18 protein-coding genes and 1 pseudogene (1 of these 19 cut by a window edge) are annotated in these 17,466 nt (G+C 44.7%); 11 read left to right on the forward strand and 8 right to left on the reverse strand.

The genetic code is table 11. The features are described 5' to 3' along the window. The first annotated feature begins 29 nt into the window (after positions 1-29). Together A3C46_01260 and A3C46_01265 are read left to right on the forward strand one after the other, a co-directional pair. The gene (locus A3C46_01260) at positions 30-557 is read left to right on the forward strand and encodes a tRNA epoxyqueuosine(34) reductase QueG (protein OGQ21879.1); all 528 of its coding nucleotides are present in this window, start codon (positions 30-32) and stop codon (positions 555-557) included. Then, positions 554-1,681, forward strand: coding sequence for a hypothetical protein (locus A3C46_01265; GenBank protein ID OGQ21880.1), 1,128 nt, complete (start codon positions 554-556; stop codon positions 1,679-1,681). The genes A3C46_01260 and A3C46_01265 overlap by 4 nt, the downstream gene beginning before the upstream one ends. A 52-nt stretch (positions 1,682-1,733) precedes the next feature. On the opposite strand, the gene A3C46_01270 is transcribed toward A3C46_01265, so the two are convergent. From A3C46_01270 to A3C46_01300, 7 genes are all read right to left on the reverse strand, one after another. After that, positions 1,734-2,576 carry a hypothetical protein gene (locus tag A3C46_01270; GenBank protein OGQ21881.1) on the reverse strand — a complete coding sequence of 281 codons (843 nt, stop codon included), beginning with the start codon at positions 2,574-2,576 and terminating at the stop codon, positions 1,734-1,736. Between the two features lie 14 nt (positions 2,577-2,590). Next, positions 2,591-3,895 (reverse strand): hypothetical protein, encoded by a 1,305-nt coding sequence (locus A3C46_01275; GenBank protein ID OGQ21882.1) that lies wholly within the window; start codon positions 3,893-3,895, stop codon positions 2,591-2,593. A 350-nt stretch (positions 3,896-4,245) separates the two neighbouring features. Continuing rightward, positions 4,246-5,163: a hypothetical protein gene (locus tag A3C46_01280; protein OGQ21883.1), complete on the reverse strand. Its 918-nt coding sequence runs from the start codon at positions 5,161-5,163 to the stop codon at positions 4,246-4,248. Next, the gene (locus A3C46_01285; protein ID OGQ21884.1) at positions 5,156-6,232 is read right to left on the reverse strand and encodes a hypothetical protein; all 1,077 of its coding nucleotides are present in this window, start codon (positions 6,230-6,232) and stop codon (positions 5,156-5,158) included. The genes A3C46_01280 and A3C46_01285 overlap by 8 nt, the downstream gene beginning before the upstream one ends. A 2-nt stretch (positions 6,233-6,234) precedes the next feature. Continuing rightward, complete coding sequence (locus A3C46_01290; GenBank protein ID OGQ21885.1) at positions 6,235-6,885, reverse strand: hypothetical protein; 651 nt, start codon at positions 6,883-6,885, stop codon at positions 6,235-6,237. Further along, positions 6,886-7,836 (reverse strand): 4-hydroxy-3-methylbut-2-enyl diphosphate reductase, encoded by a 951-nt coding sequence (locus A3C46_01295; GenBank protein OGQ21886.1) that lies wholly within the window; start codon positions 7,834-7,836, stop codon positions 6,886-6,888. A gap of 4 nt (positions 7,837-7,840) precedes the next feature. Continuing rightward, positions 7,841-8,470 (reverse strand): superoxide dismutase, encoded by a 630-nt coding sequence (locus A3C46_01300; GenBank protein ID OGQ21887.1) that lies wholly within the window; start codon positions 8,468-8,470, stop codon positions 7,841-7,843. A gap of 612 nt (positions 8,471-9,082) precedes the next feature. Between A3C46_01300 and A3C46_01305 the strand changes: the two genes are divergently transcribed. From A3C46_01305 to A3C46_01315, 3 genes are all read left to right on the forward strand, one after another. Beyond that, a complete protein-coding gene (locus A3C46_01305) occupies positions 9,083-9,949 on the forward strand; it encodes a hypothetical protein (GenBank protein OGQ21888.1) in 867 nt (288 codons plus the stop codon). Further along, complete coding sequence (locus A3C46_01310; protein ID OGQ21889.1) at positions 9,936-10,796, forward strand: hypothetical protein; 861 nt, start codon at positions 9,936-9,938, stop codon at positions 10,794-10,796. Before A3C46_01305 ends, A3C46_01310 begins: the two co-directional genes overlap by 14 nt. 70 nt (positions 10,797-10,866) lie before the next feature. Next, positions 10,867-11,229, forward strand: coding sequence for a hypothetical protein (locus A3C46_01315; GenBank protein ID OGQ21918.1), 363 nt, complete (start codon positions 10,867-10,869; stop codon positions 11,227-11,229). Here the strand turns inward: A3C46_01315 and A3C46_01320 are convergent. Continuing rightward, entirely contained in the window at positions 11,226-12,449 is a 1,224-nt protein-coding gene (locus A3C46_01320; GenBank protein OGQ21890.1) for a hypothetical protein, read from the reverse strand. The two genes, A3C46_01315 and A3C46_01320, sit on opposite strands and share 4 nt — an antisense overlap. Positions 12,450-12,565: 116 nt before the next feature. Between A3C46_01320 and A3C46_01325 the strand changes: the two genes are divergently transcribed. From A3C46_01325 to A3C46_01350, 6 genes and pseudogenes are all read left to right on the forward strand, one after another. After that, the gene (locus A3C46_01325) at positions 12,566-13,021 is read left to right on the forward strand and encodes a hypothetical protein (protein OGQ21891.1); all 456 of its coding nucleotides are present in this window, start codon (positions 12,566-12,568) and stop codon (positions 13,019-13,021) included. Beyond that, positions 13,018-13,530 carry a hypothetical protein gene (locus A3C46_01330; protein OGQ21892.1) on the forward strand — a complete coding sequence of 171 codons (513 nt, stop codon included), beginning with the start codon at positions 13,018-13,020 and terminating at the stop codon, positions 13,528-13,530. Before A3C46_01325 ends, A3C46_01330 begins: the two co-directional genes overlap by 4 nt. Continuing rightward, entirely contained in the window at positions 13,527-14,072 is a 546-nt protein-coding gene (locus A3C46_01335; protein ID OGQ21893.1) for an ATP synthase F1 subunit delta, read from the forward strand. The genes A3C46_01330 and A3C46_01335 overlap by 4 nt, the downstream gene beginning before the upstream one ends. Before the next feature lie 159 nt (positions 14,073-14,231). Then, positions 14,232-15,740 carry a F0F1 ATP synthase subunit alpha gene (locus tag A3C46_01340; protein ID OGQ21894.1) on the forward strand — a complete coding sequence of 503 codons (1,509 nt, stop codon included), beginning with the start codon at positions 14,232-14,234 and terminating at the stop codon, positions 15,738-15,740. A gap of 82 nt (positions 15,741-15,822) precedes the next feature. Further along, positions 15,823-16,686 carry an ATP synthase F1 subunit gamma gene (locus A3C46_01345; protein ID OGQ21895.1) on the forward strand — a complete coding sequence of 288 codons (864 nt, stop codon included), beginning with the start codon at positions 15,823-15,825 and terminating at the stop codon, positions 16,684-16,686. Positions 16,687-16,700: 14 nt separating this feature from the next. After that, positions 16,701-17,466: pseudogene (locus A3C46_01350) on the forward strand (F0F1 ATP synthase subunit beta); it runs 519 nt beyond the window's last position.

The following is a 17,466-nucleotide window of genomic DNA, read 5'->3' on the forward strand; positions in this document are numbered from 1 at the left end:
GGAAAATCTATGTCGATACTGGCCCCAACATGGAACGAGTGTTTGCAAAACATGCAGGCATTGGCTGGGTTGGAAAGAATACGTGTCTCATCCATCCGAAAATGGGATCGTTTCTTTTTCTTGGAGTTATTCTTACCGATTTGTACCTAAAGCCAGACACACCGCAAACAGATCACTGTGGAACCTGTACACGTTGTATTGACGCCTGTCCGACAGAGGCGATTACGGAACCGTATAAGCTCGATGCGCGCAAGTGCATCTCCTATCTCACGATCGAACATCGGGGACCAATTGAACCGATGCTCGCCGAGCGAATGGGAAATCATCTGTATGGTTGCGATATCTGTCAGGATGTCTGTCCCTGGAACCGAAAATCGCCGCGAACGGAAGATCCCGCATTTCAACCACGCGATGGATGTTTCAATCCTCATCTCGAGACATTTCAGAAAAAGCTTGAACAGGAATACCCGAAAGGGTTTACTCGGTCGCCTTTGAAGCGAGCGAAAAAAGAGGGATTGCTGCGCAATATTGCGATGGTGATGAAAAACAGAATATGAACGATCCGAGACTTCAACAACTTGCAGATACAATTCTCGATCACTCTCTCAAAGTGAAATCTGGCGAGCGTGTGCTCATCTCTTGGGATGGTCCTGAAGCGATGCCGCTTATACAAACATTGATATCAGATGTGATCACCCGTGGAGCTCTTCCTCTTTGGTATTATGATCCTGAAAATTTTCTTCAGCGGTTTTTAACAAATGCAAACGAAGAACAGATTAAATCTTTTGGCGAAGCTCAGCTACAGTATCTAAAAACTGCTCAAGCTTTCATTGGCATTCGTGGAAATGACAATGCCTTTGAACTTCAGGAGGTTTTTCCCGAACGGCTTCAATGGTACGGAAAGCACTATCGCAAGCCGCGGTTTGAATATATGTCCCAGATACGATGGGTTGCGATGCGCTATCCTTCATCCTTTATGGCGCAACTTGCCCAAGTGTCTACTGAGAGTTTTACGGACTTCTACTTTAAAACAGTTCTGATTGATTATGCGAAGTTACGTGAAGCAATGTTGCCTTTGAAGAGATTGATGGAAAAAACCGACGAAGTTCGCATTGTCAGCCCCAGAACAGATCTTCGTTTTTCGATCAAAAATATTCCTGTCATTGCCTGTGATGGAACCTTAAATCTCCCTGATGGAGAAGTCTTTACAGCTCCAGTACGAGATTCCATCAATGGTACGATTCTTTTTAATGCTTCGACCCCCTATCAAGGAAAAGCATTTCAAAATATTCATCTCACCTTCAAAGAGGGGAAAATTGTGGAAGCAAGGTGCGACAATAATACCAAGGGGCTCAATGATATTCTCAATACTGACGAAGGTTCGCGTTATGTTGGCGAGTTTGCGATTGCCTTTCATCCGTGGATTAGAACGCCCATGAACGACGCCCTTTTTGACGAAAAAATTGCTGGAAGTCTCCATTTTGCCCTCGGGAAATGTTACGACGAAGCTTCAAATGGCAATAAATCTGCGATTCATTGGGACATTGTGCATATTCAACGCAAAGATTTTGGCGGTGGCGAAATTTATTTTGATGGCAAACTCATCCGCAAAGATGGGGCTTTCGCCCTTTCTGAATTACAAGGGCTTAATCCCGAAACCTGGGGAGCTCCGGCGTGTTAAAAATAAGTTCATTACCAATAACTGACAGTTAGTTATTGGTATTTGTCCTGATTTAAGGAGAAGGATCGCCGAGAGTGATTTTGTAAAGATTTAATTCAAGAGCGTAGATCTCTTCTGCGGTTCCTGGGGTCGCTTCAAATCGTTTTCGTATGTCTGCACGCACTTCGTCCAAATACTGACGAATTGTTTCAAAGCTCTCTTTTCGAATAGGGAGATAGAAATGAGCAAATCGGGTTTTTTCTATTGGTTGTGTGAGATAAGCCTCTTCCGCACGTTTCCAACTTGCTTTTTTATATTGTTCGTATGCCCGTTCACGTTCTTCAGGAGAGTTTGTTGCAATAAAAGCAATTTTTGTCCGCTCATATTTTCCCCGATTATTTTTTTTGATAAGTCCGATTCGGAGAGCATCTTTGAGTGCTAACTCGACAATATGAGGTGAGACATCAGGACCAAGTCGCTTGGCAAGATAGACCGGATCATCTCGAAAATCTTTCAGAAGCGTCATATCATCGATAAGAAAATGGACCCATGTTTTAAAGGATGAAACGGATTCATCTAAACGTTCTGCCTGTTTTTGAGGCCGAATTTTTTCAAGCATCGAAGTGTAAAATTCTTTTTCTGTTTGAGATGTAGAATTTTCCAAAAAGACCAAAGCTTCAAAATACCGCCTCCCATCTTCTGAAAGATCGAGCGAACTCGAAATGCGCAACGCAAAATCTGGTTTCATTTTTCTTTTTCCGCGAAGCACTTCGGAGAGATACGAAGGATTTTTAAAATGGAGCTTCTTCGACCACGCACGAATCGAAAACTGAGGATTTTTCCTTTTTTTCTCTTCAAAACTTATATTTAAAATTTCTTTTGAATCCGTAATACGAAAAATAAGTTCGTTATTCATAGTTCTCCCTTTTCTTATGCTGATTTCGTTATCTGTTGTGTAATCGTAATTTTTCTTCCTGTAAGAAGTGAGCGTATGCTCCCGATCGCGAAGATTCCAAGAGGAGAAATGACCATCCAGTGAAACCCCGAGAGAAGAAAAATACAGGAGAGAAACCCTAAACTGGTGAAGACCCACTTCACGGTTCCTTTGCTCATCTTCCAGTAAGCAGCGATGGCGAGCGCATAGATGACAAGTGAGTTTTGTGTGACAAGGAGAAAGAGCAGAGAAAGCGAATGCTCAAAAACATGACAGAGAAGGACGATGAGTCCATACACGGAGAAGGAAAAGAGAAGCGCGATGTAGGGAACATTGCGACCAATGCGCTGTGCTAAGAGTTCAGGAAGAATCCCCTGCTCCGCAGCACTTACAATCGAACGAGAAGAGCTCGACATCCATGCCGTAGCATTGCCAAGACTGATCAGCCCAACGCACAGAGCGAGAAGCGAACCGAAAGGAAGTTGATTAAAAAGTGCAGTGATGCCAGTGGCTCCAGAGGTATTGAGTCCTGCTTCTTTTGCCCCAATGAGAAGGAGAGCAAGTCCAAGATAGAGTGCAATGACCAGAATGAAACTGAGGGCATAACTGCGACTGATCGTTTGTTCGCGATGTTTGAAATCAGCAGAAACAAACGAAAGATTTTCCCAGCCGAGATAGGCAAAGATGACAAGCGCTGTTACTTTCCAGGCAGCGCTAAAATCAACAGGGCTTCCGGAAGTTTCTACGGAGAAAAGTGACTCTAACCCTTTCATTAAAAAATGAGGAAAACAGAGAATGAGTGTTGCCAGAATCCCAAAGAGAATCACGAGTGAAACTTTACTGAGCGAAACTGTTTTCCCATTTCCCAGAAGATTGAAGATCGTGGCGAGAAAAAGAATGGCATAGGCAAGGAGTGACACCCACTCTTTTTCAAGTCCCATCACTTCTTTGAGATAATTTGCTCCGACGAGCGCAATTGCAGGAAGCAAGAGAAGAAAGTTGCTCATGAGAAGAAGCGTCATTCCATTTTGAGCAGGAGTTCCAAAAGCTTCTCCAAGACAATCGGCCAGTCCTCGTTTGGAAGATGTTTTTCCCAGATGACTAAAGATGAAGAGAAAAGGAGCAATGACAAATGCAGCAAAGAACCACCCAAAAATGGAACCCTTAGCTCCTCCGATATCGAGGGCGATACCAGAGAGGCTAAAAATTCCAGTTCCGACGACCATGCTCACACCAAGCGCTGCACCGCTGAGCGTTGTGAGCCCTCTCTCTTTTCTTTGGGATATTGGATTGTGGTCCATATCTCCTCCTTTGTGTTGGTTGATGATTGTCACCTTAAGGATTTCACAAGACTCGTCAACGCATTTGCGTACAAAGTGTACGCTGATAAAAATAATGATGCGTACGGTCCGTACGCAAAATGTACGCAGACGATTGAAAACAAGATGGCGCATAAGAGCTGAAATTATATATTTAAAACAATGAGTTGTGAAATATTCACACTGTGGAGAAAGATGTGGAAAAAGAGACGAAAGAAGTGAGAGATGTTTTTGTTGTTCATGATCTTCTCAAAAAAGCCTCATGTGCGACTTCAACATCCACGCGTTCATTTCTACGCCATTACCAATAACTGACAGTTAGTTATTGGTAGTTACCCCCAAAGTTTGGTGCTGAAATAACGCTCGCCGATGTCGTTGAGAATCGTGACGATGACGCCCTTCTTGATTTCTTTTGCGACTTGATGCGTGCCTTGAAGATAGCCGCCAGTTGAAAGACCGAAAAAAAGTCCATTGCGTGCAAGTCGTCGACACGTTTCTGCTGATGCTTCAGATGAAACCGGAATACGATAGTCGACAACGCTTTCATCAAAAATATCGGGAACAATATTTCCCGCTTTGAGTGGTTTGAGTCCTTCAATGCCAGGTTTTTCATCGACATCGATCATAACGACTTTGATATTTTTTCGATATTCTTTCAGTCGTCGTCCGCAACCCGTGATCGTTCCTCCAGTTCCACATCCGGCAACAAAATGAGTAATCCCTTCCGGAAGTTGTTCGATGATTTCAGCGCCAGTGGTTTCATAATGCGATCGCCAGTTTTGCGGATTTCCATATTGATCAGGCATAAAATATTTTTTGGGATTTTCGTCCCTTCTTCGTCGCGCTTCGCGAATCGCGGCATCATAACCTGCTTCAGCAGGAGTTTCGATAATCGTAGCTCCATGTGCGCGAATACGTTTCTTTCTCTCTTCACTTGCGTTTCCAGGGAGGACAAGCTCTACGGGAACTTTGAGCATGGCGCCAATCGCCGCGAGTGCAATGCCGGCATTCCCAGAACTCGAATCAAGAATTGTAATATCGGGTAAGATTTTTTTCTCTTCAAGGGCTGCAAGAAGCATATGACGCACAGGACGATCTTTGAGTGACCCGCCCGGATTTAAATATTCGCACTTCGCATAGATCTGTACATCCGGAAACTCATCTTCGAAAAGGTTGATGCGCACAAGAGGAGTATTTCCAATAAGCGAAAGCGCAGGATAACGTTCACACCATTTTTTTAAGTCAAACATGTTTTTCTCGACAATACTGACAATGTGGATCTTGCTTCCACATTATTTCAGTAAACGATCCTTTGAGTCCGTTATACCGGAGCAGTCTTTGCGTGAGCAACTCCCCTTTTCCTAAAATCCATTTGATTGCTTCCAGAGCTTGTAACGTTCCGATGATTCCGGGGATGACACCAAGCACCCCTCTTTCATTACATCCACAACTTTCTGTTGGAGCTTCGGGATAAAGACAGCGATAGCACCCCTTCCCCGAGAGAAAAAGCGTTACCTCTCCCTCCCATTGATCCACACTCCCATGGAGCTGCGGCGTTTCTAATTGAAGACATATATCATTAATAATGTAGCGCGTTTCGAAATTATCTGAAGCATTGATGACAATGTCATACGGAGCAATCAAGGAAGATGCGTTTTCTTTGGTGAGACGAACATTGTAGATTTGAATTTCAATCGTGGGATTGAGTGCGTTGAGTGTCTGTTGTGCTGATTCGACTTTTGATTTTCCCATACGATCAGTCGTGTGAAGAATTTGTCGCTGAAGATTTGAGATCTCAATAGCATCGTCATCCACAATCCCGATTGTCCCGACACCTGCAGCAGTGAGATAGAGGGCTGCTGGTGAACCCAGGCCCCCCGCTCCAATGATCAAAACTTTTGCTCTTTTTAATTTGAGCTGACCCTCTTCGCCAATTTCTGGAAGACGGAGGTGATGAGTATAGCGAATTTCTTCTTGCTTACTCAGAAGAGTTTTTTTTTCTGTGGGAAATCCGGACTCAGACCAGAACTCAATCCCTCCATTCATCGAAACAACATTCGTGTATCCAAGTTGTTTGAGTGTTTGCGCCGCAAGAAGTGAACGCTTCCCGCTTCGACACTGGCAGATAATCTCTGTTGTTTTATCCGGGACCTGGTGTTCTATCTTTTTTTCCAGCTCACCTCGTGGAATATGAATGGCATCTGGAATATGTCCTGCGTTCCATTCATCTCTTTCGCGCACATCGAGAAGAACAGCTTTTTTCCGCTCAACTTTTTCTTTTGATTCGAGAGGTGAAATTTCAGCAATGGCAGATTCCATGACTATTCCTTTCGACGAGCGATAATGACACCATCGCGAAGTGGAATGATACTTGTATCAAATTCAGGATGAGCAAACACAAGCTCGTTATGTACCTGAATCGCTTTTGTCCAGCCAGGATATTTCTCTTTTTCTTTTCCGGTGACGACAAGCCCTGACCAAAGCACATTGTCACAAATGTAAAATCCACCTTTGCGAATGCGCGGCGCCACAAGCTCGAAAATTTCTGGATACTGATCTTTGTCCGCATCATTATAAACAATATCAAACTGGCCTTCGGCCTTTTCGAAAATGTCTTGAGCTTTGCCACAATGATACGCGATACGATTCCACAGCTTCGCTGTTTCTAAAAATTCCTGAGCAATGGCACAATTTTTTTGATCCCCTTCAGTGCAGATCACCCTTCCCTCTTTTCCGACAGCTTTTGCAAACCAATACGCAGAATAACCATAACCACTGCCACATTCAAAAATACGTTTGGCGTTGATGGCTGATGCGATGAGAAAAAGAAATCGTCCGACGAGTGGACCGACATAAGGAAAATTTCTTTCATCTCCATATTTTTCCATTTTCCGTGCAAGAGGATCTTCTCCGGCCAACGTCAATTGTGTGATGTAGTCGTGAATGCCAGGTTGGAGGATATTTTGTTGCATCTAGACAGCGACGTTCGCAACCATCTCGTCGGTGTTGACAATCTCTCCGGTCTTGTCGCCCTGTTTAAAAATAACAGTCCCAGGATAGATTGATTGAATGCGTTCTTGCACTTCAAGAATTTGTGATTCTGGAGTCGATGTTCCAGCGCCAAGTCCGAGATATCGAATGCCGTGAAGCCATTCTAGTTGAACGAGATGAGCGTCATCAATATGATACGTTGTGTTTGGTAAAACTTTCTGTGCAAGTCGCGCAAGATTTGTGGTGTTCGACGAATTATAGCCGCCGATAATAATCATGGCATCCACCCATTGAGAAAGTTGTTCAACCCCCTCTTGCTGGTTCTTGACAGGCTTGCATCTGGTGTCGATGGCTTGCATGTTGGGATATTTCGTTTGGCGCATGTAATTGACCAGTTTTTCAAATTTATCTTTGGTAATCGTTGTCTGACAAATGGCAACAACGTTTTCAAGATTTTTGGGGAGTGCGTCAATTTCTTCTTCGGAATAGACAGCGTGAATGTCTCGTCCATACGTGCGACTGGCGATTACTTCAGCGTGCTGAGGATTGCCAATTAAAATAATGTTACATCCCGCGTGATCAAAAGCTTCAATTTTTTTGTAGACCCATTTGAGTAAGACGGGACATGTGGCATCGTGATATTTAATACCGCGAGTGTTGAGTTCCTCTTTCAATTGTTTTGGATAACCGTGAGCAGTGATAATGACCTCTTCCATCCCTTCATCTTTAAGGGTGTTGAGATCGGAGTAACGTTCGAGAATGGGAATTCCTTCAGATGCGAGATCGCGGACAATTTTTGGATTATGAACAAGGGGTCCTAAAATTGGTTTACGTTGTTTTTCGGCAATATCGATTGCAGCTTGGACACCAAAACACGTTCCTGCAGAATGAGCGACAATCACTTCCAAAGTTTGATCGGCCACGGCATTCATAATTTTAGGCAAGAGCTTCTTTATAACGTTTGTTGACTTCGTTCCAGTTCACGACATTCCACCACGCTTTAACATAATCGGGACGACGATTTTGATATTTTAAATAATACGCATGTTCCCAAACATCGAGGCCAAGGAGCGGAGTTCCTGGACAATCGACGAGACCTTTCATCAGAGGATTATCTTGGTTTGGCGTTGAACAAACACAGAGAGTTTTATCTGATTTAAGGCAGAGCCAAGTCCATCCAGAGCCAAAACGACTCAGTGCTGTATTTGTAATGGTTTCTTGGAATTTTTCAAATGAACCAAGGGCCTTTGTAAGCGCAGTTGCGATCTCTCCTGTTGGCGTTCCCCCACCTTTTGGAGACATCATATTCCAAAAGAGCGTGTGATTATAATGTCCACCACCATTATTGCGTACGGCCGTGCGCTGAGCATCTGGTATCTCGTTGATATTTTTGCATAATTTTGTAATATCCCAATCTCCAAAAGACCCCCCCGCTACTTTGAGGGCATCATTGAGTTTAATGACATAGGTGGCGTGGTGTTTTCCATGGTGGATTTCCATGGTTTGAGCATCGATATGTGGTTCTAAATCTTTGAAATCATAAGGTAATTTAGGAAGTTCATGCATGGTTGCCTCCAAAGTGAATAAGTGAGAAAAACATTTTATCTATAGATAAGTCAGGCTTCTAAAGTCAAGATTGATTCTCAATTGATGTTGTTATGCGACGTTATTACTGAAAAATGTTTCACGTGAAACACTTTTTTGAAATATTTTGATTGTATTGAAAAATTTCTCAGAGGCGTTGCCTCGCTACGGAAAAAATCCTCACACGCCGAATTTTTTCCTGCGCTTTAGCCTGCTGTGTATTGAGGCTTTGTTTCCAGCGTCTGAAGACGCCGCTCGACAATCACCTCTTACGAATTTTTCATAATTTCCGTTAATCTTCTACAAAAATTATCTCTCTTATGAAGCCACAATTTTTTTTTGCAGTCGTTGAAAGTTCCATCTCATATCAAAGGGGACAAAATAAACGTCAGCACTTTCGCAGGGGACCTCTGAGGTCAAAACGTCCATGCAATAAAGTGTTTTGACCGAAAAAGAGGTCGCGAGAAGCGTAATCGCAGCGACCGTTCCCCGAGAAAGACGCTGACGTTTATTTTGAAATGTTTCACGTGAAACATTTCATGATTGCTTTTGAAACGAACTGTAACGTATAAGAAAAAGATAGGCGGGGGCTTCGTGGCAAAAACCATAGCAGTGTGTAATCAAAAAGGTGGAGTAGGGAAGACCACGACCTCAATCAATCTTGCAGCCTGTCTTGCAGCTGCGGAGCAGAGAGTTCTTCTTATCGATATTGATCCTCAAGGAAATGCCACAACAGGTCTCGGTTTTAATAAGCATCAGATCAAAAAAAGTATTTATCATGCTCTTATCGGCGAAGATGAGATTGTTTCGCTTTCACAACCGACATCGATGCCGTTTCTCAAGTTGGTTCCTGCAAATACGGATTTGGTGGGAGCAGAGATTGAACTTGTCGGAATTGTTTCACGTGAAACACGTTTGAAGCAATCCCTTCGTTCCGTGCAAAATCAATACGATTTTATTCTGATCGATTGTCCACCATCTTTAGGACTTTTGACCTTGAATGCTTTAGCTGCTGCTGATGCTGTCATTATTCCACTTCAATGTGAATATTATGCGATGGAAGGTCTTGCTGACCTGCAACGAACCATTTCTTTAGTGAAAAAAGGAATTAATCCACAACTGAATATCCTGGGGATAGTTTTAACAATGTTCGATGCAAGGAACAATCTGGCACGTCAGGTGCAAGGAGAAATACGAGAACATTTTGGAGGTACGGTTTTTGAAGTGGTCATTCCTCGAAATGTTCGTTTAAGTGAAGCCCCAAGTCATGGAAAACCGATTATTCTCTATGATGTCGCTTCAAAGGGAGCGTCGAGTTATTTTGATCTCGCCAAAGAAGTTTTAGCTCACACCAAAAAAACTTTACAAAATACGTCGGATAATGAATTAACACCTCCGCCAAAAGAAACGACTGATATTCAACCAGAACAGAGCGAAAGGACATCGTATGCAACAACGTAAAGCTTTAGGACGAGGTATTGCTTCTCTTATTCCTCCCGAAATTGTTGCGGAAGAGCCCAAGGAACAACTTGGATATCGAAAAATTTCGATTGATCTTATTATTCCGAATCGTCTTCAACCGCGAACTCTTTTTGATGAAGAAAAAATCCGTGAACTCGCGGAATCGATCAAAGAAGAGGGGATTTTACAACCACTTGTTGTCTCCCCACTTCCCGATGGACGTTATGAGCTCATAGCTGGCGAGCGACGCTTTCGGGCAGCGCGCGAGGCAGGCCTTGAAGATGTTCCGGTTGTTGTTAAATCCGTAGATCAAGAGAGTTTGCTGGTTCTTTCTATTTTAGAAAATATTCAGCGTGAAGATTTAAATGCGCTCGAAGAAGCGCGCGCTTTTCAAGAATTGGTGGATCAATTTGGTTATGCTCAAGATGATATTGCGCGTCGCATGGGAAGATCACGTACTGCCGTTGCCAATAGTCTTCGACTTTTAAAATTGCCGCGTGCCATTCAAGAGGATGTCATTGCCGGGAGATACACAGCAGGTCATGCTCGCGCGTTGTTGTCGCTTCAGAGTATTCACGAACAACTTCAGATGCGAGAAGTGCTCATCAAAACGCTTCCCACCGTTCGAGATGTCGAGCGCATGGTGCAAGAAAAAGGGGGAGCGCAAAAGCAGGAGAAGAAAACGATCTCTCTTTCTCCTCAGGTGATGGCGTTAGCCGAGAAAATGAAACAAGCTCTCGGAACAAAAGTGATGATTCAAGCGGGAAGAAAAAAGGGAGGACGAGTGGTGATCGAGTATTATTCAGCGCAAGATTTAGATCGAATTGTACAACGGCTCAATGTCTGAGTCGCCATTGTCAGGGGGATACATGGGAAAAGGGATATGGTCTCGAGGAGAAAAAAATACCGAGGGACAGATAAACGGTTTTATTGATCAAGGATGTGGATTTGAAGGAAAACTCCATTTTGAAGGGATTGTGCAAGTCAATGGAGAATTCAAAGGTGAAATTTCTTCATTAGAAGGGACCCTTATTGTAGGACCATCTGCCAATATCAATGCTGTCGTGAAAGTAGGGAGTATGATCGTGGATGGTATCATCGAAGGGGAAGTGGAAGCCAAAACAAAAGTAGAGCTCCGTGCTTGCGGAAAACTTCGAGCAAATGTTGTTACCCCAAAACTCATCATTATGGATGGCGGTATCTTCCAAGGAACGTGTCGTGTTCCCCAGGAAGTGGTTCCTCCGACAAAGCTCTATGTGGCTTCCGCAGACGCAGTTTAGAAAAAAATCAGGTGAATCATTCCGTAGAGCGGAAAGAGCACAAGCGCAGCATAGAGCATGTAGTGAAAAAAAGATGGTGGCTTGAATCCTGCATGTTCAGCGATCGCTCGGACCATGAAATTGGGGCCATTTCCGATATAAGAGTTGGCCCCCATAAAAACAGCCCCCACACTTATGGCTTTTAAAATGCTCTCGGGAATTCCTGCAACTTCAGGAGGTAATCCGAGTCCTTGCGCGAGTGTAAGAAACGTCAAATACGCAGGGGCATTATCTAAAAATCCAGAGACGATGCCAGTCGTCCAAAAAAACTGCCACGGTTTTACAATTCCAAATGCGACTGCATGTTCTTTCAGAAACATGAGAGCAGGGACCATGGTGATAAAGATGCCAGCGAAAAGAATTGCCACTTCAACGATCGGTCCCCAGGTAAACTGATTCCTAGCACGTGCCTTCTTTGATCCCACCATGAAAGAGAGCAGCATCATCAGTATCATAATCAGTTCTCGCCAAGGTGTGTTGAGGAACACGGCACACAGCACACCTCCGAGGAAGAGAAAATTTCGCGAACCTTGCAAACGAAGCGGCTGAAGATGTGTTGCATCGAGCTGAAGCGATTTCTTTGATTCTCTTCTGTAAGCTCTCGTGTCGAAGAAAAAGAAGATTCCGAGAAGAGCAAAATTCATACAACACCAGATGGGAAATAATGTGAACGTCCAAAAAAAAGGAACCCCTTGAAGATATCCTAAAAAGAGTGGAGGATCGCCGAGGGGTGTTAAAAGTCCGCCACAATTACTGACAATAAAAATGAAAAAAACCGACAAGTGCGCAACATTTTTTCTCTCGGAATTGGTTTTGAGAAAAGGGCGAATGAGTATCATGCTGGCGCCTGTTGTTCCGATGAGATTTGCCAGAATCGCTCCGAGAGCTAAAAAAGTGGTGTTTACGACAGGAGTTGCTTTGAGATCTCCTGTCAGACAGATGCCGCCTGAAATGACGTACAGAGAAGTCAGAAGAAGAATGAAGGAAAAATACTCTTCAAGAGTATGAAGTATTGCCGCAGGATTACGCTGCAAGAATAAAAAAAGAACAGGAAGAGAGACGATAAAAACTAAAATACTCTTATGACGATTGGATTCCCAGAAATGGGGGGCAATGATCGGCAACAGAGCGATGATCAGAAGGAGAACTATAAACGGGATGACAGACCAAAAAGGAATCATTTTTCTCCAAAGTTGAAGGGAGCGTAGTCAAAAATCAGAAGGAAATCCACTTTTTCAACATCACTTCATCGCGACCTTGACAAAGGGTTTCAGGGTGCGCTACCCGCTTCTGTTCCATGATCGGATTACTCGCCTCAGGAAGTATTAACCTTTTACCAGATATCACGTTTTTCTGGCAACTTCTCTGCTTTGTCGTTGTTGTGACGGTTCTTCATGTCTTTGTGTTGAAACCGATTTTGATCATCTTAAAACAGCGCGAAGAACAGACAGAAGGATTTACGGCACGATCTTTGTCTCTCAATGAAGGGGCGGCAGCCCTGGAAAAAGAGATCGAGACACGTTTAAGTGTTGTTCGTCAGGAAGAATTTCGACGACAAGAGACAGCGCAACGACAAGCAGAAGAAGAGGGGCGAAAGCTTGTTCAGAAAGCTCGCGAAAAAACGCAACATGAAGTGGAAGAACACCGTCAGATGTTAGAGAAGCGTGTGGTGCGTGCGAATGAAATTTTGGATGAAGAAGTGGTTGTTTTCAAAAAAATGATTCTTGAAAAATTGACAGGGCAGAGAACATGAATCCTCTTATTTTTTCTCTTCTAAATTTTATTGCTCTTGTTTTTCTTCTCCATCGTCTGCTCAAAAAACCGGTGGTAACTTTTTTTGAAAAGAATGCGACAGAGATTGAAGAAAAAATTCATCATGCCAAAAAATTAATGAATGAAGCAGAAAAACATTATCACGAAACAGAACATCGCTTCGCACAACTTGAAACAGAACTCGAATCGATTCGAAACATGACCCGTTCCTTAACCGAACAGGAAACGCGGGCTCTTCGTGAGCGCTCGCAACATCAGGCCGAACGGCTTCTTGCAGATGCTAAGCGGCAGATTCACCAAGAAGAAGAGAGAAGTTTTGAAACTGTGCGTCGACATGTCCTTGAAAAAGCATTTGATGCCACATTGCAGGAACTCAAAAAAGGTTTGTCCGAAGAGCGGCAACGATCGGTCGTCAATGCTTCGATTGCTTCTCTTGAAAAACTCACCGGTTTTGGAATGCGTCATCTGCAAAAAGAGGAGCGCGTATGAAGTCATCTTTTATCGCTGATCGCTATGCTCGCGCTTTCTTCTCTCTTGCGGTGGATGAAAAACAGCCAGAGAAATATTTTGCAGAGCTCATGACACTCCTCGAACTTTCAAAAGAGATTCCTTTTTTTCTGCGCGCGTTCAGTGATCCTCATGCAAAAATTGAAAAGCGATATGAGGTTGTGGATCAGGTCGGAAAGATACTCAACTTAAATTCGCATACGATTTCGTTTCTCAAACTCTTAATCGAGAAGGGTCGCATTACTCTGCTCCCTTCTCTTGTCGAATCGTATCGTTTGCAGCAAGAACAGTACGAAGGCTTGACGCCAGCAGAGGTGACGGTGGCAGAGAGTGCTCTTGCCGATGATACCGTGAACCAAATCCATACAATTTTGAAAAATTTGTTGGGACGCAAAGCGAGTTGTCATATGAATGTCGATCCCGCTCTTTTTGGTGGTTTCGTCGTTCGCGTGGGAGATACGATGTATGATGCCAGTCTCAAAGGGAGACTTGAGCGCATGAAAGAAGAGATGTTGTCAATATAGGTACTCAGAGTCTATTTTAGAAATGGTTTTTGACCATTGTTGTCATCCCTGCGAAAGCAGGGATCCAGCGTTTTCGATGTTTTCTGGATTCCCGCCTTCGCGGGAATGACAATGAAAGTGATTGATAAGATAGCCTCTAAGAATAAGAAAAGGAGCATCATGGACATTCGAGCAGAAGAGATTAGTCGCATCATTAAACAACAAATTCGAGATTATGATCGTCTCGTCAGCACCGATGAAGTGGGACAGATTCTCACAGTTGGCGACGGTGTGGCGCGTATTCACGGTCTTTCAGGGGCGATGTCAGGAGAGCTCCTCGAGTTTCCGCACGGGATTCGCGGTATTGTCTTGAACCTCGAAGAAGACAATGTCGGCGCAGCGGTGATGGGAGACACGCATTTTCTGCACGAAGGGGATCAAGTTCGTCGGACCGGAAAAATTGCAGAAGTTCCGGTGGGGGAAGCGGTTCTGGGACGTGTGGTCAATGCACTGGGAGATCCGATCGACGGCCTCGGAGCGATCAAGGCACAAGAGCGACGAAAGATCGAAATCAAAGCTCCTGGCATTGTGGCCCGTAAACCGGTGCATCAGTCGATGCTCACCGGACTCAAGGCCATTGATGCCATGACGCCAGTCGGACGAGGACAACGTCAGCTCATTATCGGCGATCGTCAAACGGGAAAAACCGCTATTGCGATCGATGCGATTATCAATCAAAAAAATGCAGATGTGCAGTGTGTCTATGTGGCCATTGGCCAGAAAGCTTCGACGGTTGCGCGTGTTGTCGAGCGACTCAAAGCCGAAGGGGCCATGGACTACACGATTGTGGTTTCTGCGACCGCTTCTGATCCAGCGCCACTCCAGTTTTTAGCCCCCTATGCCGGTGTGACAATGGCGGAATATTTCCGCGACTCTGGTCGTCATGCGCTTATTATTTACGATGATCTTTCCAAACAAGCCGTTGCCTATCGTCAGCTCTCACTCCTTCTGCGCCGTCCGCCGGGACGCGAGGCTTATCCTGGAGACGTTTTTTATCTCCACTCCCGTCTTCTTGAGCGCGCCGCAAAACTGAATGACAAGTTAGGGGGCGGTTCGCTGACCGCTCTTCCGATTATTGAAACGCAGGCAGGTGACGTTTCGGCCTATATTCCGACGAACGTGATTTCGATTACCGACGGACAGATTTATCTCGACGGTGATCTTTTCTACTCAGGTGTGCGACCAGCGATCAACGTCGGTCTTTCGGTTTCACGTGTCGGTGGAAACGCCCAAATTAAAGCGATGAAACAGGTGGCCGGAAGTCTGCGACTCGAACTCGCGCAGTATCGCGAAATGGCAGCATTTGCCCAGTTTGGTGCTGAACTTGATGCGGCAACGCAGAAACAGATTCATCGTGGGGAGCGACTCGTCGAACTTTTGAAACAGGTCCAGTACGCGCCGATGTCGGTCGAAAAACAGGTGATTCAAATTTATGCAGGTGTGAATGGTTTTCTCGATGATTTTCCCGTGAACAAAGTCGGTCCTTTCTTAAAAGCGCTCGATCGTTATTTTGAATCGCAACGTTCTGATGTGCTCAGAGAAATTGTGGAAAAAGGAAAACTTGAAGACGATCTGAAGAAAAAAATCGATGCCGGCATTACGGAAGCAAAGAAACAGTTTGTAGGATAGAGATGTCATTCTGAGGTGAAGCCGAAGAATCTCAAGTGATCACAGGAGATCCTTCACTTCGTTCAGGATGACAAAAATAATTATGGCATCATTAAAAATAATCAGAAAGCGTATTGCTTCTGTCAAAAATACGCAGAAGGTGACCAAAGCCATGAAGCTTGTGGCCGCGGCAAAGCTGCGTCGAGCGCAGAGGCGAGCGCTTGCAGGACGAGCTTTTGCGGATAAGTTGATCGAAATGGCAGGCCGCGTGGCAATGGGAAGTGAACAACTTCCGCCACTCATGCAAGCACGCGAGGTCAAGAAAATTGATCTCGTCGTTCTCAATTCAGATCGCGGTTTGTGTGGCGGCTTTAACGAAAATTTAATTCGAGCTGTCCGTGCGCGTATGGCTGAAGAAGAGAAGAGTGGAAAAGAGGTGACGCTGATTGTCATTGGACGCAAAGGCCGCGACGCCTTGCGGCGTTTTCAAAGGAAAGAGACGATCATCATCAAAGAAACACTCCCTGAAAATAATCCGGAAATCTTCTCTCATATGGTTGCAGAACAAGTTCGTGAGCGTTTTTTGAATGGATCAGCAGACGGAGTTCTTCTTGCGTACAACCGATTTTTCTCTGCAGGACGACAGAAAGTGGTTTTTGAAGCTGCGCTTCCTTTTGTGGGTCAGAATGAAAATAAAAAAAGTTCATCCGTGCCGTATCTTGTTGAACCGTCGCCAGCTGATGTTTTAGAAGCGCTTGTCCATGAAGCCCTCTTTGGACATGTGAATCAAGCACTCCTCGATTCTAAAGCCTCTGAGCTCGCATCTCGCATGATGGCCATGGACAATGCGACGAAAAATGCGTCGGAAATGATTGAAATGTTAACGCTTCAATATAATCGTGCTCGCCAAGCAACGATTACTGGAGAGTTGTTGGATATTGTTGGAGGCGCGGAAGCGCTGAGCTAAGAAAGGAAACAAACATGCAGACAACTACAAACGGACATGGAACTTACGGAAAGATCACGCAGGTCATAGGACCTGCCGTCGACGTTCGCTTCGGCGAAGGAAATCTTCCTGAAATATTGACTGCGCTCAAGGTTTCAAATGCTGCGATCAGCACAAAACCGTGGAATTTGACGCTGGAAGTCGCACAGCACATTGGTGAAAACACCGTCAGGTGTATTTCCATGGATAGTACTGAAGGTCTCGTTCGTGGAACTGAAGTGATGAATACAGGGGGTCCGATTCAGATGCCTGTTGGAAAAGCAGTGCTCGGACGTATTCTCAATGTCATCGGCGAACCGGTCGATGAAGGAGCGGAAGTCAAAGCAGAGATCAAACTTCCGATTCATCGCAAAGCTCCCCCTTTTGAAGATCAATCGACCGATATTGAAATGTTTGAAACCGGCATTAAGGTCATCGACCTTCTGGCTCCCTATCCGCGCGGTGGAAAAATTGGTCTTTTTGGTGGTGCAGGGGTCGGAAAAACCGTCATGGTGATGGAACTGATCAATAACGTGGCGCAGCAACATGGTGGATATTCGATCTTTGCAGGTGTCGGTGAGCGAACACGCGAAGGAAACGATCTCTGGCTCGAAATGAAAGAGTCAGGGGTCATCGATCGAACAGCACTCGTCTATGGACAGATGAACGAGCCTCCTGGGGCGCGTGCTCGTGTGGCGCTTTCAGCTTTGACGGTGGCGGAATATTTCCGAGATCAAGAAAAGCAAGATGTGCTTCTCTTTA

It is taken from the genome of Deltaproteobacteria bacterium RIFCSPHIGHO2_02_FULL_44_16 (assembly GCA_001798185.1).
Classification (GTDB): domain Bacteria; phylum UBA10199; class UBA10199; order 2-02-FULL-44-16; family 2-02-FULL-44-16; genus 2-02-FULL-44-16.